Raw genomic sequence first — 21,457 nt, forward strand, 5'->3', positions numbered from 1 at the left:
ATTTTGGCGCCCCATGAGACCCGCCCTGCTCGATCCACTCTTCGCACCGCTCTCCACGCTTCCCGGCATCGGGCCGAAGCTGGGCGAACTCTTCGCGCGCCTGCTCGGGCAGGAAAGCATCGAGGACTGCCGGGTGGTCGACCTCGTCTTCCACTTCCCGCATTCCATCGTCGACCGGCGCAACCAGCCGGGTATCGCCAATGCGCAGCAAGGCGTCATCGTCACGATCACCGGCCGCGTGGATCGCCACCAACCGCCGCCACCGGGCAAATCCAACATGCCTTACCGCGTCTTCCTGCACGACGAGACCGGTGAACTGGCGCTCACCTTCTTCCGCGCCAAGGGGAACTGGCTGGAAAAATCGCTGCCGATCGATGAAACCGTCGTGGTCAGCGGCAAGGTCGACTGGTTCAACGGCCGCGCCTCCATGGTGCATCCGGACTATATGGCGCGGCTCGGCGAGGCCGACAGCGTGCCTTTGGTCGAGCCGGTGCATGGCCTCACCGCCGGCCTTACCTCCCGCGTGCTGCGCAAGGCGGTGGAGGCGGCGGTGGCGCGCGTGCCGCACCTGCCCGAATGGATTGATCCCGCGCTCGCGCAGCGGCAGGATTTTCCCAGTGCCTTCGATGCCATCCACCAGCTGCACGACCCGCGCGACGAAACCGACCTCGACCCGCAGGCGCCGGCCCGCCGCAGGCTCGCCTATGACGAATTCCTGGCCGGCCAGATTTCGCTCGCGCTGGTGCGGCAGAAGTTGCGCAAGGTCGCGGGCCGGCCTGTCATCGCGACCGGCGCTCTCAGCCGCCCGGTCATCGACGCCCTGCCCTTCTCGCTGACCAACAGCCAGCAGGCGGCGATTGGTGAGGTGCTGAAGGACATGGCCGGCGAGCAGCGCATGCTGCGGCTCCTGCAGGGCGATGTCGGCGCCGGCAAGACGGCGGTGGCGCTGATGGCGATGCTCGCGGCCGTCGAATCCGGCGGCCAGGCCGTGCTGATGGCCCCGACCGAAATCCTGGCGCGGCAGCATTTTGCGACATTGTCCAAAATGGCGGCACCGGCCGGCCTGACCATAGACGTGCTGACAGGCCGCACCAAGGGCCGCGAGCGCGATGCCATCCTGGAGCGCATCGCCTCGGGCGAAACGCAGATCGTCATCGGGACGCACGCCCTTTTTCAGGACAATGTCACCTATAAGGACCTTGTCCTGGCCGTCGTGGACGAGCAGCATCGCTTCGGCGTGCACCAGCGCCTGCGCCTGACCGCCAAGGGCATCTCGCCGCATATGCTGGTCATGACGGCCACGCCGATCCCCAGAACGCTCGTCCTGGCGGCGTTCGGCGACATGGACGTGTCGAAGCTGACGGAAAAACCGGCCGGCCGAAAACCCATCCAGACCGTCGTCGTCGCGCAGGAGCGTGTCGGCGAGATCGTGGACCGGCTGCGGGCCGCTCTTGCCGAAGGCAAGAAGGCCTACTGGATCTGCCCGCTCGTCGAGGAATCGGAAGAAAGCGACCTCATGTCCGTCGAGGAGCGGCATGCGACGCTCGCCAGCGTCTTCGGCGACGCGGCGGGTCTCGTGCATGGACGCATGAGCGGGCCGGAAAAGGACGCCGCCATGCTTGCCTTCAAGAGCGGCGAGACACGTCTTCTGGTGGCGACGACCGTCGTGGAAGTCGGCGTCGACGTGCCGGATGCCTCCATCATGGTCATCGAGCATGCCGAACGCTACGGCCTCGCCCAGCTCCATCAGTTGCGCGGGCGCGTGGGCCGCGGCGACGAGGCGTCGAGCTGCATCCTGCTCTACAAGGGCCCGCTCAGCGAGAATGGCCGGGCGCGGCTTTCCATCCTGCGCGAAACGGAGGACGGTTTCCGCATCGCCGAGGAGGACCTGAAGCTGCGCGGCGAAGGCGAACTGCTGGGAACACGGCAGTCCGGCACGCCGGGCTTCATCGTCGCGAGCCTGGAAGCCCACGGCGACCTCCTGGAGATCGCCCGAAAGGACGCCGCCTATATCCTGGAGCGCGATCCGGAGCTGACCAGCGAGCGGGGCGAAGCGATCCGCACCCTGCTCTACCTTTACCGTCGCGACGAGGCGATCCGCTTCCTCAGGGCCGGCTGACCACAAAATCGTGATTTCGCCGATAAAGCGCGTGAGGGCATACTTCTCCCGCACAAGCGAAAAAGGAGAAATGCCATGAAGACAGTTCTCGCAGTCGCAGCAGTACTCGGGCTTTCGGCATCCGCCGCCTTCGCGGATTGCGCCGGGCACAACAAAACCACCGCGGCGGCGGATGTCGACACGACGATCACCACCGCCAGCGTCACCACGACGGAAAAGCAATCCCGGCTTCCGGCGGATGCCGATACGATCCGCGTCGAAGACCGTACGGACGCGACCACGGAATAGGCTTTTCGTGGGCCAGCTTAAACGATGACCGCGTTCGGCCGGTATCATCCGGCCGGCACGATCGTCGCCTTTAAGCCTATCCGGTTACGCCGCGGACCATTGGTTGAGGTCGACTGGCGCATGCCTCAGCCTTTCTTGCGATCCTTCGACTTCGTCTTGCTCTCCGGCTTCACGGCCGGAAGCAATGCGCCTTCCGGCGGCGTGACAAGGCCGACGGAGATGACGAGTTTTGCGGCGTCCTCCGCGCTCATGTCGAGCGGCACGATCTTCTCTCTTGGAATGTAAACCAGCCAGCCGGCGGTCGGGAACGGGGTCGGCGGCAGGAAGCAGGCCACCATGTCCTTGCCCATCGAGCGGAACTTGGTGGCGATCTCGCCGCGCGCATCCGTGGCCACGAAGACGATCGACCAGAGGCCCGCGCTCGGATACTCGATCATCGCCGCCTTGTTGAAGGATGTGCCCTTGTCCTTCAGAACCGTCTCGAAAATCTGCTTGAGGCTCTTGTGGACCGTGCGCACCAGTGGCGTGCGGTTGAACAGCCCGTCGCCGAACTCGACGATGGAGCGCCCGATGAGGTTCTTGCCGAGGAAGCCTATCAGCGTGATCAGTACCAGCGCGATCAGCAGACCGAAGCCGGGAATGGCGAACTGAAGGTAGCTTTCAGGATTGTAGCGCGCGGGAATATAGGGTTTGACCCAACTATCCGCCCAGTGAATGAACGTCCAGGTCAGCCATATGGTGATGGCGATGGGCGCGCAGATGACCAGGCCGGTCAGGAAATTGTTGCGCAGCCGCGTGGGCAGCGACGGTCTCGGGAGGGGTTCGGTCATCGAATATCCAGCGTGTGGCGAGCGCGGGAGGCCGCTCAGCCATAGAATGCCGGATGATAGGAAACCGTTCCGCCTCCGTAAACCTGTGAAAACGCCGGACGCAGGAAATACTCGGGCGGCGCGCCATCGAGCCACGAGGCGCGATCTGCCTCCAAGCCGACATCGGCGGGCCGCTCCGGCCTGACGGTCATTCCACCGTCACGGATTTGGCGAGGTTGCGCGGCTGGTCGACATCCGTCCCCATGAAGACGGCCGTGTGGTAGGCGAGCAGCTGGATAGGCAGCGAATAGATCATCGGTGCGATCACCTCGTCCACATCCGGCAGCACGATCGTCGCCATCGTCTCCAGCTTGGAAGCCGCGGCCCCCTTCGCATCGGTGATGAAGATGATGCGACCGCCACGGGCCGCCACTTCCTGCATGTTCGACACCGTCTTCTCGAAGAAGCGGTCGTGCGGGGCGATGACGATGACGGGCATGTTTTCGTCGATCAGCGCGATCGGCCCATGCTTCAGCTCACCCGCGGCATAGCCTTCGGCATGGATATAGGAGATTTCCTTGAGCTTCAGCGCGCCTTCCATGGCGAGCGGATAACTGGTGCCGCGGCCGAGATAGAGCACGTCCTTGCACTTGGAGAGATCGCGCGCCAGCTGTTCGATGGACGGCTGGATGGTGTTGAGCACGCCGGCCATGACGCGCGGCATCTCGGCGAGGTGGCGCACGAGGGCCTTTTCGTCGGCCGCCGTGAGCGTTCCGCGCGCCTTGCCGGCACCGATCGCGAGTGCGGCGAGCACCGTCAGCTGGCAGGTGAAGGCCTTGGTCGAGGCGACGCCGATCTCCGGGCCGGCGAGGATCGGAAACACGGCGTCCGATTCGCGGGCGATGCTCGATTCCCTCGTATTCACCACCGCGCCGATCTTCAGGCCATGCTCCTTGCAGTAACGCAGCGAGGCGAGCGTGTCGGCGGTCTCTCCGGACTGCGAGATGAAGAGGGCGGCGGATGCCGGGTTCAGCGGGATTTCGCGATAGCGGAACTCCGAGGCGACGTCGATCTCGACCGGCAGGCGCGCGTAACGCTCGAACCAGTACTTGCCGACGAGGCCTGCCAGATAGGCCGTGCCGCAGGCGGAAATGGCAAGGCTCGGCACCTTGGCGAAATCGATGCTGCCCGCCACCGGGCGAACCGCATGCTCCAGGAAATCGACGTAATGACCGAGCGCGTGCGAGATGGCCTCCGGCTGCTCATGGATCTCCTTCTCCATGAAGTGGCGGTGGTTGCCCTTGTCGATGAGATAAGCGGCCGCCGAGGAAACCTGCTTCGGACGTTCGACGCGGTTGCCGTCCATATCGAAGATGTGGGCGCCGTCCCGACCGAGGATCGCCCAGTCGCCATCGACGAGATAGCTGATCTCGTTGGTGAAGGGGGCAAGCGCGATGGCGTCGGACCCCAGGAACATCTCCCCATGGCCATGGCCGATCGCCAGCGGCGGGCCGCTGCGGGCCGCCATGATGGTGGACGGATCGTCCGCGAAGATCACGGCAAGGGCATAGGCGCCGGTCACCCGTCGCAGCATGGCATGCATCGCCTCACGGCGGCCAAGGCCGTCGCGGCGATACTTCGCCAGCAGCTGGGCGACGACTTCCGTATCCGTCTGCGTGGAGAAGGTCGCGCCGTCGGCGATCAGCTCGTCCTTGAGCTCCGAGAAGTTTTCGATGATGCCGTTATGGACGACCGCGACGCCGTCCACGAAATGCGGATGGGCATTGCCTTCGGTCGGCGCGCCATGCGTGGCCCAGCGCGTGTGCGCGATGCCGATCGTACCGGCGAGCGGCTCCTCGGCAAGGCGCTTCTCCAGGTTGAACAGCTTGCCCTCGGCACGGCGACGGGCAAGCGCGCCATCGACGATGGTCGCAACGCCGGCGGAATCGTAACCCCGGTATTCAAGGCGCTTCAAGGCATCGACCAGCCGGCCCGCGACAGGCTGATTTCCGACGATACCGACAATTCCGCACATGGCCCCGCTCCGCGTTCTAGAGATGCTTCGATTGCGCTTGTCGTAGTGTTTTTTCGTCGCGGCGCAACAGACGCGCACTCACTTTCGATTGCAATCGTTAATGTGGGCGCGCCCACATGCGCGTCAGCGGGCGTCCTTCTTCTTCGCGTCCTTGATCGCCTGGTTGCGCTCGCGGATCAGAACGGCCCTGCCCTCCTTGTTTTCCTGGCGCGCTCGGCCGAAGGCGACAGCGTCGTCAGGCACATCGGCGGTGATGACGCTGCCCGACGCGATATAGGCGCCGTTGCCGACCGTCACGGGCGCGACGAGCGACGTGTTGGAGCCGATGAAGGCATCCGAACCGATGCGCGTGATGTGCTTGTTGATGCCGTCATAGTTACAGGTGATCGTGCCGGCACCGACATTGGTGTGCGCGCCGATAAAGGCGTCACCGATATAGCTGAGGTGATTGACCTTGGCGCCCGCGCCGACCTCGGCCTTCTTGATCTCGGTGAAATTGCCGACCTTGGAGCCATCTCCCAGCTTCGCGCCGGGCCGCAGGCGCGCATAGGGGCCGATCTCTGCATCCGCGCCGACATGCGCGCCTTCGAGATGCGAGAAGGAATGGATGACCGCGCCGCTCTCCACCGTCACGCCCGGACCGAAGACGACGTTCGGTTCGATGGTCGCATCGCGGCCGATCTCGGTGTCATAGGAAAGGAAGACCGTTTCGGGTGCGATCATCGAAACGCCCTCGATCATCATGGCGTGACGGCGGCGCTGCTGCCAAAGCCGCTCGATGACGGCAAGCTCGGCGCGGGTATTGCAGCCGGTCAGTTCCTCCTCGGGCGCCGCCACTGCGATGGCGCGGCCACCGGACGCACGCGCGACTTCCACGATATCGGTCAGGTAGTACTCGCCCTTGGCGTTTTCATTGCCGATGCGGCCGATCAGGTCGAGCGCCTTGCGACCGTCGATCGCCATCAGGCCGCCGTTGCAATAGGTGATGGCGCGCTCGGCTTCGCTGGCATCCTTGTGTTCGCGGATCGCCAGCAATTCGCCGTTTTCCACGATGAGGCGGCCGTAACCTGTCGGATCGGCGGTTTCGAAACCGATGACGACGACATCGGCCCCGTCGGCCAGCCCTTCCCGGGCCGCGATCAACGGCGCTTCGGTGATGAGCGGGGTATCGCCGAAGACGACGAGCAGGTCGTCATAACCGCGTGCGATCGCCTCGCGGGCGGCCAGCACGGCATGTGCCGTGCCGAGGCGCTCCGTCTGGATATGCACGGTGCTTTTAACCGCCGCGTTCTTCGCCGCGGCCTCGACCTTTTCCGCGTCGCGGCCCAGCACCAGCGCGATATCGGCGATCCCGGCCCGCGCGAGCGCGTCAACGACATGGGCGATCATCGGGCGGTTGGCGACCGGATGCAGCACCTTGGACTTCGAGGACTTCATCCTCGTGCTTTCGCCGGCGGCCAGGATGACGGCCAGGCAAGTGCGCTTCGTCCGGTCTGCGGTCATGGGAATCCCTCGTTCAGGCGTCTTCGATGGCGTTCCTTAGCAAAAAGCGGTGATAAGACACAAAAGGATTTCGCACGATCAGCTGGTGCTGCGCAGGCGGCTTTCCGTCAGCAATCCGTTTTCATCCAGGATCGGATAGGCGACCGAAACGAGGTGCGCGTTGACGCGCTTGAGGTCGCGCAGCATGTCGAGATGCAGCGAACTCGTCTGGAGGCTGTCGAGACGGCCGTCGCGCAGGCGCTCCAGATGGCGCTCGGAAGACTGCTTTTCCATGCGGCGCACATCGACCTTGACCTCGACCAACTGGCGCGCCAGCGCGGAATCGCGCGTCACGAAGATGGTCTGGGCGATGCGCAGGTTCTCGATGGTCAGATTGAAGAGATTGGCCAGTTCCTTGTAGCCGTCCTCGGAGAATTTCAGGCCGTTGACGACCTTCTTGCGGACCTGGTCCTGCAATCCCTTCTCGATGATATCGCCGACATGTTCCAGATTGATCGCATAGTCGATGATGACGATCGACCGCGCCGCGCACTCGCCGTCGACACCCTGACGACCGAGCCGGGAAAGGTATATCTTCACCTCCTGCTGGAGGCCGTCGACCTGCTGTTCGAGGTCGCCGATATCCTTGAGCGGCGCCAGATTGTTATCGTTGAAGGCGCGCATGGTGCGGATCAGCATGGCCTCGATCAGGTCGCCGACACGCAGCACCTCGCGGGTCGCGCCCGACAGCGCGACGACCGGGCTGGAGAGCGCGGAATCCTCCAGATATTTCGGCCCGCTTTCCTCCGGCTTGTCATCCGGCACCAGCTTTTCCATCAGCCGCGAGAGCGGTCCGGACAGCGGCCAGAGCACCAGCGCCACGACGAGGTTGAAGGCAAGGTGCACGTCCACCGGCAACTTGGCGGCCGGCACGGGCAGCAGCGCAAGCAGATCCGCCACCTGACCGGCGAACGGCAGGACGACGAGGCATCCCGCACCGCGCACCAGCAGGTTCCCGAGCGTCACGCGCCGTGCGGAGGCGGCAGCCCGCAGCGTCGCGATGACCGGCGGCACGGCGCCGCCGAGATTGGCGCCCAGCACGAGGATAACCGTCAGTGCCGGCGACAGGATGCCCATCGCCGCCAGCGACAGGATGAGCACGACGACCGCAAGGCTGGAGGAGGAAATGATCGCGAGCACGGTGGAGAATGCCAGCGCCGCGGGCCATGCACCATCCAGCAGCGTCAGGAAAGCCGCGAGCGCCGGCGACTGGCGCATCGGCTCCGTCGCAAGGCTGAGAAGATGGAGCGACAGCAGCATGAGGCCGATGCCGACCAGCGCCGATCCCAGGCCCTGCCGCGCCGTCGATCCCGTGGATTTGTAGAACACGACGCCGACGAGAATGATCAGCGGCGAGATCGACTCTATCCCGGTCGCAACCAGCCAGGCCGTGACGGCGGTGCCGACATTGGCGCCGAGCAGCACGATCTGCGCCATGCGCGCGCGAACCAGGTTCTTCTCGACAAAGGAGGCGATCATCAATGCCGTCGCCGTCGAACTCTGCAGCGCGACGGTCGCCACAAAACCGGCGAAGAAGGAGCGGAAGGGACCGCGCGTGCCGAGCGCCAGCCCCGAGCGCAGCTTGACGCCGAACGCCCGCGTCATGCCGTCCTTGACCAGAGCGAGGCCGAAGAGAAGCAGCGCGACGGCGCCGAAAAGGTTGATCATGACGATCGTGGATTCCACGTCTTCCGTCTCCTTGCAGCCCGGGGATTGCGGGAATAGCCGGACCGATCATGCATCCGAACACGAATCTTTCGATTATGACAGCGCAATCCGGCCTGAATCCGCTAATAATTTCAGGAAATTTTATTTTGCCGGCGAAGAATATCGACAGTGTCGCGCCGATTTGCGCCATCGGTCGATTTTGCCTGGAATTGCAGAAGTCCGCGGACTTCATTTCCCGAGAACTTTCCGTTATGAGACGTTCTCCGGCCGCATGGCCGCCGAGATGAGGAAATATAGACGATGCTCGAAGCCCTGAGACGCGCCGCCCAGACCTGGGTGGCAAAAGCCCTGCTGATCGTTCTGGTCGGTTCCTTCGCGATATGGGGCGTTTCGAGCTCGATCGTGACAGGCGCGTCCAATGCCGTCGTCACCGTCGGCGACGTCAAGGTTTCGCCGACCGATTTCCGCCTTGCCTATGAGCGGCAGGTTGCCACGATGTCGCAGCGCTTCGGCATGCGGCTGAACGCCGAGCAGGCCCGCGCCTTTGGTGTCGAGAACCAGGTCTTTGCCGAGCTCGTCGCCGGTGCGGCCCTCGACCAGCTGTCGCGCGACATGAATCTCGGCCTGTCCGAAGGCCGCCTTGCGCAGCTGATCGCCGACGACCCGGCCTTCCGCGGCGTCAATGGCCAGTTCGACCGCACGGCCTTCTCCGCCATCCTGCGCAACGCGGGCCTGCGCGAAAACGACTATATCAACAACCGCAGCCAGGTCGCGATCCGTACGCAGGTCGTCGAGGCGGTCTCGGATGGCTACAAGGCGCCTGAAACGCTTCTCGAAGCGCTGCGCCAGTACCGCGGCGAGGCCCGCTCGATCGATTACCTCATCCTGACCAATGCCAATATCGATCCGGTCAAGGCGCCGGGCGACGATGTGCTGGCGCCGTGGTTCGAAGAGAACAAGGCAAAGTACCGCGCGCCTGAATACCGCAAATTCGTCTACGTGTCGCTCGAGCCGAAGGACATCGTGGACACGGCGGCCATTACGGATGAAGCGGTGAAGGCCGATTACGACAAGAACGTCGCCAAGTATCGCACCCCTGCGACGCGCACCATCGAACAGCTGAGCTTCGCCGACCGTGCAGCGGCCGACGCTGCCGCCGCCAAGCTGGCAGCCGGCACGACCTTCGACGCCCTCATCGCCGAAGAAGGCAAGACAGCCGCAGACGTGCTGCTCGGCGACTTCACGGAAGCCAGCGTGCCTGACCAGAAGCTTGCCGCGCCCGCCTTCGCGGTGGCCGCCGATGGCGGCACGACGCCTGTCATCGACGGCACGTTCGGCCCGATCATCCTGCGAGTCACGAACATCCGCCCGGAAACCGTCAAGAGCTTCGACGAGGTCAAGGAAGACCTGCGCAACGAGCTTGCACTCAACGAGGCGGCCCAGGGCATCCTCGCCGTGCACGACCGCATCGAGGACAGCCGCGCCGATGGCATGACGCTGGCGGAAGCCGCTGCCAAGAACAACCTCAAGGCCGTGACGGTCGAGGCCGCCGATGCGCAGGGCAATGACGACAAGGGCGAAGAGATCACCGGCATTCCGGAAAAGGCCGCGCTGATCGGCGAGGTCTTCAAGACCGATGTCGGCATGGAGACGTCGCCGGTCAATATCGGCCGCGAGGGCTACGCCTGGTTCGAAGTGCTCGATATCGTGCCGGAGCGCGACCGCACGCTGGATGAAGTCCGCGACCGCGTCGTCGCCGACTGGACGGCAGAACAGCAGCGCCAGGCGCTCGGCAAGAAGGCCGAAGAGCTGGCCGAGCGCGTGCGCAAGGGCGGCGATCTCGCCGCGATCGCGGCCGAACTCGGCATGGTCGTCGAGACGAAGGCGGGCCTGCATCGCGGCGCGCAGGATGCCGTCCTGAGCCCGCCGGCCGTTGCCGCTGCTTTCGGCGGCCCTGTCGGCCACGTCGCCAACACGCCCGGCGTCGACGGTGAAGGCCAGATCCTTCTGAAGGTGACCGAGGTCAATACCGACGCGACCACCGACGCGCTGTCCGATGACGCGCAGCAGATCGCGGCCGTTGCCCGGGTCAGCGGCGACGATATCCTCGACCAGATGGTCAGCGCGCTGCAGACCTCCTATGGCGTCTCCATCAACCGGACGCTCGCCGAACAGAGCATCACGCGCTGAGGGAGACGCAGCCGCATGTCCGACCTGAAACCCTATATCGCCAAGGTCGCCGCCGGCGCCTCCCTTGACCGGGAGGAAGCGCGCGGCGCGTTCGAGATCATCATGTCGGGCGCGGCCACGCCATCGCAGATCGGCGGTTTCCTCATGGCGCTGCGCGTGCGTGGCGAGACCGTGGACGAGATCTATGGCGCAGTCGGTTCGATGCGGGCGCGCATGCTGCCGGTGGACGTGCCGGCCGATGCGATCGACATCGTCGGCACGGGCGGCGATGGCGCCGGCACCTACAACATCTCGACGCTCGCGGCGATCATCGTGGCAGGCGCGGGCGTGCCTGTCGCCAAGCACGGCAACCGCGCGCTCAGCTCCAAATCGGGCACGGCGGACGCCCTCTCCTGCCTCGGCGTAAAGCTCGATATCGGTCCGGCCGATATTGCGCGGTGCGTGCACGATGCCGGCCTCGGCTTCATGTTCGCCCAGCTGCATCATCCGGCGATGAAGCATGTCGGCCCGTCCCGCGTCGAACTGGGAACGCGCACGATCTTCAACCTGCTCGGCCCGCTTTCCAATCCCGGCGGCGTGAAGCGCCAGTTGCTCGGTGTCTTCTCTCCCCAGTGGCTGCTGCCGCTGGCCGAAGTCATGCGCGATCTCGGTTCGGAAAGCCTGTGGGTTGTGCACGGCGAAGGGCTGGACGAGATCACGACGACCGGCACCACCCAGGTCGCGGCCCTGGAAGGCGGCAAGATCCGTACCTTCGAACTGACGCCCGCCGATTTCGGGCTGCCGCAGGTGACGCTCGACGATCTGCGCGGCGGTGACGGCGCGCACAATGCCGCGGCCCTGCTCTCCGTGCTCGGCGGCGCGCACATGCCCTATCGTGACATCTCGCTCGCCAATGCCGCCGCCTCGCTCGTCGTCGCCGGCAAGGCCGAAACGCTGGCGGACGGCATGAAACTCGCCACCGAATCGCTCGAAAGCGGCCGCGCACGTGCTGCCCTGGAACGACTCGTCACGGTTTCCAACGAAGCCGCGGCGGGTTAGGATTGCTCATGACCGATATCCTGAAGAAGATCGAAGCCTACAAGCTGGACGAAATCGCCGCCGCCAAGACGCGCGTGGCACCGGCCGAGCTTCGCGCCCGCATCCGCGACCAGGAACCGCCGCGCGGTTTCTTTGCCAGCCTGAAGGACAAGAAGGCGCAAGGCCGGTTCGGCCTGATTGCGGAAATCAAGAAGGCCAGCCCTTCCAAGGGCCTCATCCGCCCGGATTTCGATCCGCCGGCGCTTGCCAGGGCCTATGAGGCCGGCGGTGCGGCCTGCCTTTCCGTGCTCACCGACACGCCCAGTTTTCAAGGCGCGCCGGAATTCCTGACGGCCGCGCGCGACGCCTGCGCACTGCCGGCACTGCGCAAGGACTTCATGTTCGACAGCTACCAGATGCTGGAAGCGCGCGCCTGGGGTGCCGACTGCATCCTGCTCATCATGGCCTCTCTCGACGACGACACGGCGAAGATGCTGGAAGACTCCGCCTTTTCGCTCGGCATGGATGTCCTGATCGAGGTGCATGACGAAGCGGAAATGGAGCGCGCTCTCAAGCTGAAATCCAAGCTCGTCGGCATCAACAACCGCAACCTGCGCACCTTCGCGGTCGATCTCGCCGTTTCTGAAAAACTGGCCGGCATGGTGCCCGAGGACCGGCTGCTCGTGGGCGAGAGCGGCGTGTTCACCCATGCCGATTGCCAGCGCCTCGCCAAGGTCGGCATCTCCACCTTCCTCGTCGGCGAAAGCCTGATGCGCAAGGATGACGTCACGGCGGCAACGCACGAACTGCTGACCGGCTCCGCCGACATGCTGGCGGCGGAATGATGGGCGACGACGCCCGCACCCTCACCCATATCGACGCCGCCGGCGAAGCCCATATGGTCGATGTCGGCGACAAGGCGGAAACCGTGCGGATAGCCGTGGCGGAAGGTTTCGTGCGTATGCTGCCCGCTACGCTCGACCTCATTCTCAAGGGCGATGCGAAGAAGGGCGACGTCATCGGCACGGCGCGCCTCGCCGGCATCATGGCCGCCAAGCAGACGTCCAGCCTCATTCCGCTCTGCCACCCGCTGATGCTCAGCAAGGTTTCCGTGGAAATCCGCGAGGACCACGCCTTGCCCGGCCTGCGCATCGAGGCCATGGCCAAGCTCACCGGCCGTACCGGCGTGGAGATGGAGGCGCTGACCGCCGTCAGCGTCGCGTGCCTGACCATCTATGACATGGCAAAGGCGGTCGACCGCGAGATGGAAATCGGCGGCATTCGCCTCGTCGAAAAATCCGGCGGCCGTTCCGGCGACTACAAGCGCAGGGACGGCTGATGTCCCTTCTTCCCGTTGCCGACGCCCTCGACCGCCTGCTGTCCGCGGCCAGGCCGGTGCAGCGGACGGAGAGCCTCCGGCTCCACGACGCCGCAGGACGCGTGCTGGCCGACGATGTCGCCGCCCGCCTCACCCAGCCGCCTTTCGACAATTCGGCAATGGACGGTTATGCCGTCCGCCATGCCGACATCGCGGAGATCGGATCGGTTCTCAGGGTCGCCGGCCTGTCCTCCGCCGGTCACGCTTTCGACGGCACGGCCGGCCCGGGGGAAGCGGTGCGCATCTTCACCGGCGCGCCGCTCCCGGCCTTCGCCGATACGGTCATCCTTCAGGAAGACACCGAGCTTCTGGAAGACGGCCGCATCCGCACGACGTTCCTCACGCCCAAGGGCCGCCATATCCGCCCGCGGGGGCAGGATTTCACAGCGGGCGAGGTTGTGCTGAAGGCCGGCCAGGTGCTGGATGCCGGCCGGCTGACCGTTGCGGCAGCCATGAACCACCCAAACCTGTCCGTCTATGCGCGCCCGCGGGTCGCGATCCTTGCGACGGGCGACGAACTCGTGCCGCCGGGAGAAACGCCCGGTGCAAGCCAGATCATCGCCTCCAACAGCTTCGGCGTCGCGGCCATCGCGCGCGAAGCCGGCGCAGAGGTGATAGACCTGGGCATCGTGAGAGACGACAAGCAGGCCATATTGGATGCCGTGCGCCGGGGACTGGAAACGGACATCGACGTGTTGGTGACGCTCGGTGGCGCATCCGTCGGCGATTTCGATCTCGTTCAGCCCGTGCTCGGCGAGGCCGGCATGGCACTCGATTTCTGGCGCATCGCCATGCGCCCGGGCAAGCCGCTGATGGTCGGCCGCCTCGGCGATATCCAGGTGATCGGCCTGCCCGGCAATCCCGTTTCCAGCCTTGTCTGTTCCTATCTCTATCTGGAGCCGCTGGTCCGCAAACTCGCGCGCCTGCCCGCGATGAACCGGATGCGCCAGGCCGCCGCCGCCGTGCCGCTCAAGCAGAACGACCGCCGGCAGGATTACATTCGTGCGCGACTTCAGCGCGGCCCGGACGGCGGTCTCTTGGTCACGCCCTTCGAGAAGCAGGATTCATCGATGATGAAGATCTTCGCCGAATCCGAGGGGTTGCTGATCCGCCCGCCGCATGCGCCGGCAGAGGAACCCGGCGCGCTCTGCGACGTCCTCGTTCTCAGGGAACCCGCGGCCTGAGTGGCATTATTGTGCCCGCAGGCCCTTGCGGAACACATGTGGAACGGATAGTGTCTGTTCTGGATTTGTTTCACGATTCTCGCTGGAGAGGCCATGCTGACGCGCAAACAACAGGAACTGCTCCTGTTCATTCACGAGCGTATGAAGGAATCCGGCATTCCTCCGTCTTTTGACGAGATGAAGGATGCCTTGGATCTTGCCTCGAAGTCGGGCATCCACCGCCTCATCACGGCGCTCGAGGAACGGGGCTTCATCCGCCGCCTGCCGAATCGGGCGCGCGCGCTCGAGGTGATCAAGCTTCCGGAGGCCTATTCGCCCAGCCTCCAGCCGCGTCGCGGATTTTCGCCGTCGGTCATCGAAGGCAGCCTCGGCAAGCAGCCCCCCGCCGTAACGCCATCCAAGCCCGTCGCACCGCAGCCGACCATGTCGTCGTCCGTGTCCGTTCCGGTCATGGGCCGTATCGCCGCCGGTGTTCCGATCTCGGCCATCCAGAACAACACGCACGAGATCACCGTCCCGGCCGAAATGATCGGCAACGGCGATCACTATGCGCTGGAGGTCAAGGGCGATTCGATGATCGAGGCCGGCATTCTCGATGGCGACACGGTCATCATCCGCAATGCCAGTACCGCCAATCCCGGTGAAATCATCGTTGCTCTCGTCGATGACGAAGAGGCGACGCTGAAGCGCTTCCGCCGCAAGGGCGCGTCTATCGCACTTGAAGCCGCGAACCCGGCTTATGAGACCCGGATCTTCGGCCCCGACCGGGTCAAGATTCAGGGGAAGCTCGTCGGGCTTATACGACGGTATCACTGAGCGGCGTTGGACAGCATAGCGGGTCGTGAGCGTCGTATTGGGTGTGGAACGCACAGTTCGGGTATGATGGATCGTGGCAGGTTAAGGCTCCTCTCGCTTTGCCCGGTGCTATGCGGTTGTGATTGCCTCCTGTCATTCGGCCTTTTCTAAGATCGCTGCCAACCTCTACGATCGCTGCCAACCGGGAAGCTTGCCGCTTGATTGGCTTCACGGGAGTTGCGGCGGCGAGCGATCGGCCTCGTTGGTTTCAATCTCTGCCGGCGGCGCTGCGGCTGCCGTTTCGAATGTATCGCTGCGCCAGTCATAGGTGCGGTGCCGGGACCAGGCGCGCACCACGGTTTCCACGGCCGGCATGTTGGTCGCGCCGCCGAGGCTTGCGGCGGGATCGTCGAGCGGCGGCGTGATTTCCAAAGCCCCCGTTCGGCGCAGATGACGCGCGGTCACAAGCCTCGCACCCGAGCGGCAGTTGTCCAGCCGCAGGGCGAAGGGTACGACGACGAGATCGGCCGTGTCGCAGGCCGTGCCCAGAAAGGCCGTGTCCTGAAGCGTGACGATCGTCCAGCCGCTGGGGGAAACGGCAGCACAGAAGGCCTTCGCCTCGCAGACGAACGTTTGCGCCTGTCGTGCCGCCGCGATAGCCTCCGTCATCGCGTCCTTCGCCTTCTTCCTGTCCGCCTTGCGGCGCGGTCGTTTCCTCTCAGTCTCGGCAGCAGCCTTCTTCGTCGCCGGTTCCGCCAGCAGCAGGCCGGCGGTCTTTCGCATGTCCGGCTTGGTCAGGTCGCCGAGCCGCAAGGCACGGCGCCACTGGTCGTAGATGAAACCTGGCGGCTTGGCGCGGTTCGTGGCGACCGCATCGCCGCGCAGGATCGCAACCAGACGACCGTCTTCGGAGATGAGCAATTCCGGCTTCCCGCGCGCAGACGGCCAAAGGACCACCAGCGCACCGGCGACGATGAAAACCGTCCCGGCATGCCGCAGCCGCGTGCGCAGGATACAGAGAAGCCCGCCGCCGACACCGATCAGCAGGAAGGCGGACATGGGGATACGGCCCGTGACGATATCCCCGCCCTTCCAGCTCGAAACCCAGACCGCCAGCGCGATCATCCATTCGATGCCCTTGCCCATGATGGCAAAAGGAACGGCATCCAGCCCGAAGGGCATGAGCAGGACGGCGATGAGGCCGAAGGGCATGACGATCGCGCTGATCGCCGGCATGGCAAGCAGGTTGCCGGCAAGGCCGTAGGCCGGCACACGGTGAAAGTGGCCGATGGAGTAGATCAGCGTCGATAGGCTTCCGATCGCCGATGACAGCAGAAGTCCGCCGAAGAAGCGCCCGGCCGCGCCGCCGGTCAGGCGCAGCGCGCCGCCTTTGCCCTCCTTGCGCACAGGCCGCTCGCGCCACGCCGCATAACCGGCGACGAGGCCGAGCGTTGCGGCGTAGGACATCTGAAAGCCGGGGTTGGTGATAGCGGAGGGCGTGACGGCGAGGATGATGATGGCCGACAGCGCCACGTTGCGCATACTGATGGCGGAGCGGCCGAAGAGCACGGCGATCAACATCACGCAGATCATGATCCAGGACCGGACGGCCGAGATCGCGCCGCCCGACACGAGAATGTAAAGCGTCACCATAACGAGCGCACCGCCCGCCGCAATCTTGCGGGTGGGAAAGCGTTCGGCAAAGCCCGGTATGAGCGCCATCAGCATGCGCGCGCCGACAAGGAACGTGCCGGCCGCGAGCACCATGTTGAGACCGGAAATGGCCAGGACGTGAGCGAGCCCGGCCTGGCGGAGCGCCTCCACCGTCTCCTCGCTGATCGCCCGCTGTTCCGCCGTCACCAGTGCCGCGGCGATCGCACCCGCGTCGCCCCCGATGCGTCCGCGGATATGCTCGGTGAGGTTGTTTCGCCATATCGCGATCCGCTGCGATATGCGATCGCTCCAGCTGGCCGGAGCGGCCTCGATTGCGACCGGCGCACCGTAGAAATAACCGACGGCGCCCGTGCCGGCGAAGTATGCGTCAAAGGCGAAGTCGTTGAGGCCGGCCAGGGCGGGGCCCGAGGGTGGCCCAAGACGCGCCCGGCCGGATATGCCGTGGCCGATGGCAATGGGATCGTGACGGCTTCGCGCCAGCAGCGTGACGACCTGCGGCGCGCGTTTCAGGACCGGCTCGCGCGTCTTTTCCAGTGCGATGCGATACCGGATCGCGTTGCCCGCACCGCTTTCGCGCGCCAGCACCCGCCCCTCGATCATGGTCGTCACGGGCGTGTCGAGAATGACGGTGTCAAGCCGTGCGCTTTCGAGCGCCGCGAGAAGCATGCCGATCGGAACGAGGAACGCGCCGCCCGCCAGGATCGCACCCAGATCCTCGCGATGGCGAAGCCGCCAGGCGGGTACCGCGGCGGCGATGGCCCCCAGGACCATGGCATAGACTGGTGGGTCGGCCTTAGCGGCAAACCAGAGAGCCGCACCTATTCCCAGGAAGACCGGCACGAACAGGAAGAAATGCCCGTGGCTGCGCTCCTCGGCCAGCGCCTCCGACAGGCTTTCACCGGCGGCGCGGCGCGTCCGGAGCCAGGCCAAAGCCTCGCTGTACCACGATGCGGCTTTCCCGGCCGGCGCAGCAGCATCGTCGAACGCAGCGGGCACCGCGCCATCGCCTGGCCGGACATCCCACTTATAGGCCTTCGCGGCCCGCTCCCGCTCTGCGATCTCCGTTCCGGCCATGCGCCCCGGCCTCGCTGTCCCGCTGCATCATGTAATCGATCGGCGCAACATTCAATCGAAAGTAGATGAAGCCGATGGTAAGGCAGGCAGAAAGGATGCGCCCTCCGCAATTTTCCGACCACCCTCAATAGTTGCTTGCAACTTCGCTCAAAGGGTAGATATTGCGTTGCCGGAAAGCCCGTTACCGCAATGCACAATTTGCCTTTCGTATCGCTTGGCAGGACATCGCAAATGGGCTAGCAAAACGGGCATGTTCGTGGCGCCGGTACAACCGGATGCCGCCATTCGAAACAACGGAGGATCGTTATGACAGGAAAAGGCGCGGACGTATCGGTCGGTGGCAAGACAATCGAGCTGCCGACGCGATCCGGGACGATCGGCCCCGATGTGATCGACATCGGCACGCTCTACAAGAACACGGGTACCTTCACCTACGATCCCGGCTTCACCTCCACGGCCTCGTGCGAATCGAAGATCACCTATATCGACGGCGATGAGGGCGTGCTGCTGCACCGCGGCTACCCGATCGAACAGCTGGCGGAACATGGCGACTTCCTGGAAGTCTGCTATCTCCTGCTGTACGGCGATCTGCCGACCAAGGCCCAGAAGGACGACTTCGACCATCGCGTCACGCACCACACGATGGTGCACGAGCAGATGAGCCGCTTCTTCACCGGCTTCCGCCGCGATGCCCACCCGATGGCCGTGATGTGCGGCTGCGTCGGCGCACTGTCGGCCTTCTACCACGACTCGACTGACATCACCGATCCGCACCAGCGCATGGTCGCCTCGCTGCGCATGATCGCCAAGATGCCGACGATCGCGGCGATGGCCTACAAGTACCACATCGGCCAGCCCTTCGTTTACCCGAAGAACGACCTCGACTATGCGTCGAATTTCCTGCGCATGTGTTTTGCGGTTCCCTGTGAGGAATATGTGGTCAATCCGGTGCTTTCGCGCGCCATGGATCGCATCTTCATCCTGCATGCCGACCACGAGCAGAACGCATCGACCTCGACGGTTCGCCTTGCCGGCTCCTCGGGCGCCAACCCGTTCGCCTGCATCGCGGCCGGCATTGCCTGCCTGTGGGGCCCGGCCCATGGCGGCGCGAACGAAGCAGCGCTCAACATGCTGGCCGAGATCGGCTCGGTCGATCGCATTCCGGAATATGTCGCGCGCGCCAAGGACAAGAACGATCCGTTCCGCCTGATGGGCTTTGGCCACCGCGTCTACAAGAACTACGATCCGCGCGCGCGCATCATGCAGAAGACGACGCACGAGGTTCTCGGCGAACTCGGCATCAAGGACGATCCGATGCTGGAAGTCGCCATGGAGCTGGAGCGTATCGCTCTGACGGACGAGTACTTCATCGAAAAGAAGCTCTATCCGAACATCGACTTCTATTCGGGCATCACGCTGAAGGCGCTGGGCTTCCCCACCACGATGTTCACCGTTCTCTTCGCGCTTGCCCGCACCGTGGGCTGGATTGCGCAGTGGAACGAGATGATCGAGGATCCCGAACAGCGCATCGGCCGCCCGCGCCAGCTCTATATCGGTGAGCCGAAGCGCGATTACACGCCGGTTTCCAAGCGCTGATCCAGCAAGGACGACATGAAAAAGCCCGGTCAGAACTGACCGGGCTTTTTTTCTGCAAGAAGGTTCAGAATGACGGCAGCACCGGTTTCTCCGGGCGGCCGGGCGGTTTGCATGCGCTCCAGAACGAGGTCGTAGCCCTCCAGCATCGCCCGGCGCTCCGTCGTGTCGGAAGCGAGCCGCTCGAAGCCGCGGGCGAGCGTGCCGGGACGCACCTGCTCGTTGAGAAACTCGGGCACGACGCCGTAGTCGGCGATCATGTTGGGAATGGCCGCAGTCCAGATCTTAAGGCGGCCCACGAAGAAGTTGGCCAGCCAGTCGAACCGATAGGTGGAAAGCACCGGCACACGCGCCAGCGCGAGCTCCAGGATGACGGTCCCGGAGGCGGCGATGGCGGCGTCCGCCTCGATGAAGGCCTGCCATTTCTCTTCCGGCGTCACGGTGATGACAGGCCTGACCGGCCAATCGGTCGTCAGGCGGCGCACCAGCGCCTCCTGACGCGGAACCGTGGGCAGGAGAAAACCGATACCGGGATTGCGCTCAGCCAGTATCCTCGCCGTTTCACCGAAAATCGGAAGGAGGCGGGTGATTTCGGTGCTGCGCGAACCGGGCAAAAGAAGGCACTGGCGTTCGCCTGGCGGTGTGTCGGGCCGCACAAGCCGTGCGGCGCGTATCCGGCCGATATCGGCATCGCTTACCAAGCGGTGGCCCACATAGGTCGTCACGGGGCCGCCCAACCGCTGCATGACGTCGGGTTCGAAGGGCAGCAGCGCCAGGACCCGGTCGACATAGCCGCGCATGCGCGGCGCGCGCTGTTCCTTCCAGGCCCAAACGCTGGGGCAGACATAGTTGACGACGGGCAGAGCGGGCCTCGCCTTGCGCACACGCTTTGCAACGCGGTGGGTGAAATCCGGGCTGTCGATGATCACGAGCACATCCGGCTGTGCCGCGACGATGGCATCCGCCGTCTGGCGAATACGGCGCAGCAGCAGCGGCAGGCGCTTCAGCACCTGTGAAATGCCCATGATGGAGAGTTCGGAGAAGTCGAACAGGGATTTCAGCCCCTGCCCCTCCAGCGCCGGGCCGCCGACGCCCATGATTTCGATATCGCCGGGATAGGCGGAGCGCAGGGCGGCGACGAGATCGCCGCCGAGCATGTCGCCCGAGACCTCGCCGGCGACGACGGCGATCTTGAGGGGCTCCTTCGTCATGGCGTCTTTTCCCTTCTGTCCGGCACGATCCCCGTTACGAAGAGGCCATGTGTATCCGCCTCGGCAATGATCGCGTCCCGCTCCAGCACCAGGGAGCGACCCGCCTCCACAGCAATACCGGCAAGGCCCGCGGCGCGGGCGCGCGACAGTGTTTCCACGCCGATGGCGGGAAGATCGGCCCGCATATCCTGTCCCGGCTTGCAGAGCTTGACCAGAACGCCCTTGCGGCGTTGCGAGATGCGTCCGGCTGCACGCAATGCTGCAACGCGCTCCAGCATGCCATCCGTGCCCTCGGCACCTTCGAGCGCCACCACCCGACCGCCGACGGCGACGGCGCCCTGCCCCACATCCAGACGGCCGAGCGCCTGCGCTGCGGCGGTGGCCGCGGCAATATCCGCCTCGGCATCACGATCCGGCACGACCTGGCCGAGCGGCCCCTCGCAGCCGAGGAGATCGGGCACGATCTCGTGCGCGCCGACGACACGTACGCCTTCTGCCTCGATCAGGCGGATGACCATCCTCAGAACCGCGTCATCGCCGCCTTTCATCAGGGTGCGCACCACCGAGGGAACAGCCAGCAGCATACGCAATGGGGCATGGATATCGCGCCATTCCGGCCTGCGGCGCACCCAGCCCGACAGCACCGCCCGTCCGATGCCGTGCCGGCGAAAGGCCCAGCCGATGCCGGCATAGTTTCCGATGGAAATGATCTCGTGATCGAAATCCGACCAGTCATCGCCGGACTCGTTGCGCAAGGCGAGAATGTACGGCACCTCTCCACGCGCGCGCGCCGCCTCGGCGACGTAACGGGGAAGAAGACCGCCACCTGCGATGATGGCGAGCCGGTCACGGATATCGGGCCGGCTGTCCGTCATGGCGG

16 protein-coding genes are annotated in these 21,457 nt (G+C 64.9%); 9 read left to right on the plus strand and 7 right to left on the minus strand.

What is annotated here, in order from left to right:
• Positions 1-13 precede the first annotated feature (13 nt).
• Positions 14-2,119 (plus strand): ATP-dependent DNA helicase RecG, encoded by a 2,106-nt coding sequence (recG, locus tag GR158_RS19880; RefSeq protein ID WP_160872292.1) that lies wholly within the window; start codon positions 14-16, stop codon positions 2,117-2,119.
• A 75-nt stretch (positions 2,120-2,194) separates the two neighbouring features.
• Positions 2,195-2,407 carry a hypothetical protein gene (locus GR158_RS19885; RefSeq protein WP_160872293.1) on the plus strand — a complete coding sequence of 71 codons (213 nt, stop codon included), beginning with the start codon at positions 2,195-2,197 and terminating at the stop codon, positions 2,405-2,407.
• Positions 2,408-2,532: 125 nt separating this feature from the next.
• Here the strand turns inward: GR158_RS19885 and GR158_RS19890 are convergent, their stop codons facing one another.
• The 4 genes from GR158_RS19890 to GR158_RS19905 form a co-directional block, all read right to left on the minus strand.
• Positions 2,533-3,237 (minus strand): DUF502 domain-containing protein, encoded by a 705-nt coding sequence (locus tag GR158_RS19890; protein ID WP_160872294.1) that lies wholly within the window; start codon positions 3,235-3,237, stop codon positions 2,533-2,535.
• A 187-nt stretch (positions 3,238-3,424) separates the two neighbouring features.
• Complete coding sequence (gene glmS / locus GR158_RS19895; RefSeq protein ID WP_160872295.1) at positions 3,425-5,251, minus strand: glutamine--fructose-6-phosphate transaminase (isomerizing); 1,827 nt, start codon at positions 5,249-5,251, stop codon at positions 3,425-3,427.
• 123 nt (positions 5,252-5,374) lie between these two features.
• The gene (gene glmU, locus GR158_RS19900) at positions 5,375-6,754 is read right to left on the minus strand and encodes a bifunctional UDP-N-acetylglucosamine diphosphorylase/glucosamine-1-phosphate N-acetyltransferase GlmU (protein ID WP_160872296.1); all 1,380 of its coding nucleotides are present in this window, start codon (positions 6,752-6,754) and stop codon (positions 5,375-5,377) included.
• A gap of 78 nt (positions 6,755-6,832) precedes the next feature.
• Positions 6,833-8,479: a Na/Pi cotransporter family protein gene (locus GR158_RS19905; RefSeq protein WP_160872297.1), complete on the minus strand. Its 1,647-nt coding sequence runs from the start codon at positions 8,477-8,479 to the stop codon at positions 6,833-6,835.
• A gap of 282 nt (positions 8,480-8,761) precedes the next feature.
• On the opposite strand from GR158_RS19905, the gene GR158_RS19910 reads away from it, so the two are divergent.
• The 6 genes from GR158_RS19910 to lexA all read left to right on the plus strand — a co-directional run bounded on the left by GR158_RS19910 (position 8,762) and on the right by lexA (position 15,046).
• Complete coding sequence (locus GR158_RS19910) at positions 8,762-10,651, plus strand: peptidylprolyl isomerase (protein ID WP_160872298.1); 1,890 nt, start codon at positions 8,762-8,764, stop codon at positions 10,649-10,651.
• A gap of 15 nt (positions 10,652-10,666) precedes the next feature.
• A complete protein-coding gene (gene trpD / locus GR158_RS19915; protein WP_160872299.1) occupies positions 10,667-11,689 on the plus strand; it encodes an anthranilate phosphoribosyltransferase in 1,023 nt (340 codons plus the stop codon).
• A gap of 8 nt (positions 11,690-11,697) precedes the next feature.
• Positions 11,698-12,513 carry an indole-3-glycerol phosphate synthase TrpC gene (trpC, locus tag GR158_RS19920; protein ID WP_160872300.1) on the plus strand — a complete coding sequence of 272 codons (816 nt, stop codon included), beginning with the start codon at positions 11,698-11,700 and terminating at the stop codon, positions 12,511-12,513.
• Entirely contained in the window at positions 12,513-13,007 is a 495-nt protein-coding gene (gene moaC / locus GR158_RS19925) for a cyclic pyranopterin monophosphate synthase MoaC (protein WP_134649246.1), read from the plus strand. Before trpC ends, moaC begins: the two co-directional genes overlap by 1 nt.
• Positions 13,007-14,230, plus strand: a complete 1,224-nt coding sequence (gene glp, locus GR158_RS19930) for a gephyrin-like molybdotransferase Glp (protein WP_160872301.1) — start codon at positions 13,007-13,009, stop codon at positions 14,228-14,230. The genes moaC and glp overlap by 1 nt, the downstream gene beginning before the upstream one ends.
• Before the next feature lie 93 nt (positions 14,231-14,323).
• Positions 14,324-15,046 carry a transcriptional repressor LexA gene (lexA, locus tag GR158_RS19935; protein ID WP_160872302.1) on the plus strand — a complete coding sequence of 241 codons (723 nt, stop codon included), beginning with the start codon at positions 14,324-14,326 and terminating at the stop codon, positions 15,044-15,046.
• 207 nt (positions 15,047-15,253) lie between these two features.
• On the opposite strand, the gene GR158_RS19940 is transcribed toward lexA, so the two are convergent.
• Positions 15,254-17,773, minus strand: a complete 2,520-nt coding sequence (locus GR158_RS19940; protein ID WP_246665723.1) for a ComEC/Rec2 family competence protein — start codon at positions 17,771-17,773, stop codon at positions 15,254-15,256.
• A gap of 306 nt (positions 17,774-18,079) precedes the next feature.
• On the opposite strand from GR158_RS19940, the gene gltA reads away from it, so the two are divergent.
• Positions 18,080-19,369 carry a citrate synthase gene (gltA, locus tag GR158_RS19945; RefSeq protein WP_134649149.1) on the plus strand — a complete coding sequence of 430 codons (1,290 nt, stop codon included), beginning with the start codon at positions 18,080-18,082 and terminating at the stop codon, positions 19,367-19,369.
• Between the two features lie 29 nt (positions 19,370-19,398).
• On the opposite strand, the gene lpxB is transcribed toward gltA, so the two are convergent.
• The gene (gene lpxB, locus GR158_RS19950; RefSeq protein WP_160872303.1) at positions 19,399-20,577 is read right to left on the minus strand and encodes a lipid-A-disaccharide synthase; all 1,179 of its coding nucleotides are present in this window, start codon (positions 20,575-20,577) and stop codon (positions 19,399-19,401) included.
• Positions 20,574-21,452, minus strand: coding sequence for an LpxI family protein (locus GR158_RS19955; protein WP_160872304.1), 879 nt, complete (start codon positions 21,450-21,452; stop codon positions 20,574-20,576). Before GR158_RS19955 ends, lpxB begins: the two co-directional genes overlap by 4 nt.
• Between the last annotated feature and the right edge of the window lie 5 nt (positions 21,453-21,457).

The sequence above is a fragment of the Shinella sp. AETb1-6 genome (genome assembly GCF_009826875.1).
In the GTDB taxonomy this organism is placed as follows: domain Bacteria; phylum Pseudomonadota; class Alphaproteobacteria; order Rhizobiales; family Rhizobiaceae; genus Shinella; species Shinella sumterensis.

Excerpts from the sequence above, each read along its gene's own strand:
- GR158_RS19955 (WP_160872304.1), bottom strand. The coding sequence starts at position 21,452 with ATGACGGACAGCCGGCCCGATATCCGTGACCGGCTCGCCATCATCGCA.
- trpC (WP_160872300.1), top strand. The coding sequence starts at position 11,698 with ATGACCGATATCCTGAAGAAGATCGAAGCCTACAAGCTGGACGAAATC.
- GR158_RS19885 (WP_160872293.1), top strand. The coding sequence starts at position 2,195 with ATGAAGACAGTTCTCGCAGTCGCAGCAGTACTCGGGCTTTCGGCATCC.
- glmU (WP_160872296.1), bottom strand. The coding sequence starts at position 6,754 with ATGACCGCAGACCGGACGAAGCGCACTTGCCTGGCCGTCATCCTGGCC.
- GR158_RS19940 (WP_246665723.1), bottom strand. The coding sequence starts at position 17,773 with ATGGCCGGAACGGAGATCGCAGAGCGGGAGCGGGCCGCGAAGGCCTAT.
- glmS (WP_160872295.1), bottom strand. The coding sequence starts at position 5,251 with ATGTGCGGAATTGTCGGTATCGTCGGAAATCAGCCTGTCGCGGGCCGG.
- lpxB (WP_160872303.1), bottom strand. The coding sequence starts at position 20,577 with ATGACGAAGGAGCCCCTCAAGATCGCCGTCGTCGCCGGCGAGGTCTCG.
- trpD (WP_160872299.1), top strand. The coding sequence starts at position 10,667 with ATGTCCGACCTGAAACCCTATATCGCCAAGGTCGCCGCCGGCGCCTCC.
- lexA (WP_160872302.1), top strand. The coding sequence starts at position 14,324 with ATGCTGACGCGCAAACAACAGGAACTGCTCCTGTTCATTCACGAGCGT.
- gltA (WP_134649149.1), top strand. The coding sequence starts at position 18,080 with ATGACAGGAAAAGGCGCGGACGTATCGGTCGGTGGCAAGACAATCGAG.
- GR158_RS19890 (WP_160872294.1), bottom strand. The coding sequence starts at position 3,237 with ATGACCGAACCCCTCCCGAGACCGTCGCTGCCCACGCGGCTGCGCAAC.
- recG (WP_160872292.1), top strand. The coding sequence starts at position 14 with ATGAGACCCGCCCTGCTCGATCCACTCTTCGCACCGCTCTCCACGCTT.
- glp (WP_160872301.1), top strand. The coding sequence starts at position 13,007 with ATGTCCCTTCTTCCCGTTGCCGACGCCCTCGACCGCCTGCTGTCCGCG.
- moaC (WP_134649246.1), top strand. The coding sequence starts at position 12,513 with ATGGGCGACGACGCCCGCACCCTCACCCATATCGACGCCGCCGGCGAA.
- GR158_RS19910 (WP_160872298.1), top strand. The coding sequence starts at position 8,762 with ATGCTCGAAGCCCTGAGACGCGCCGCCCAGACCTGGGTGGCAAAAGCC.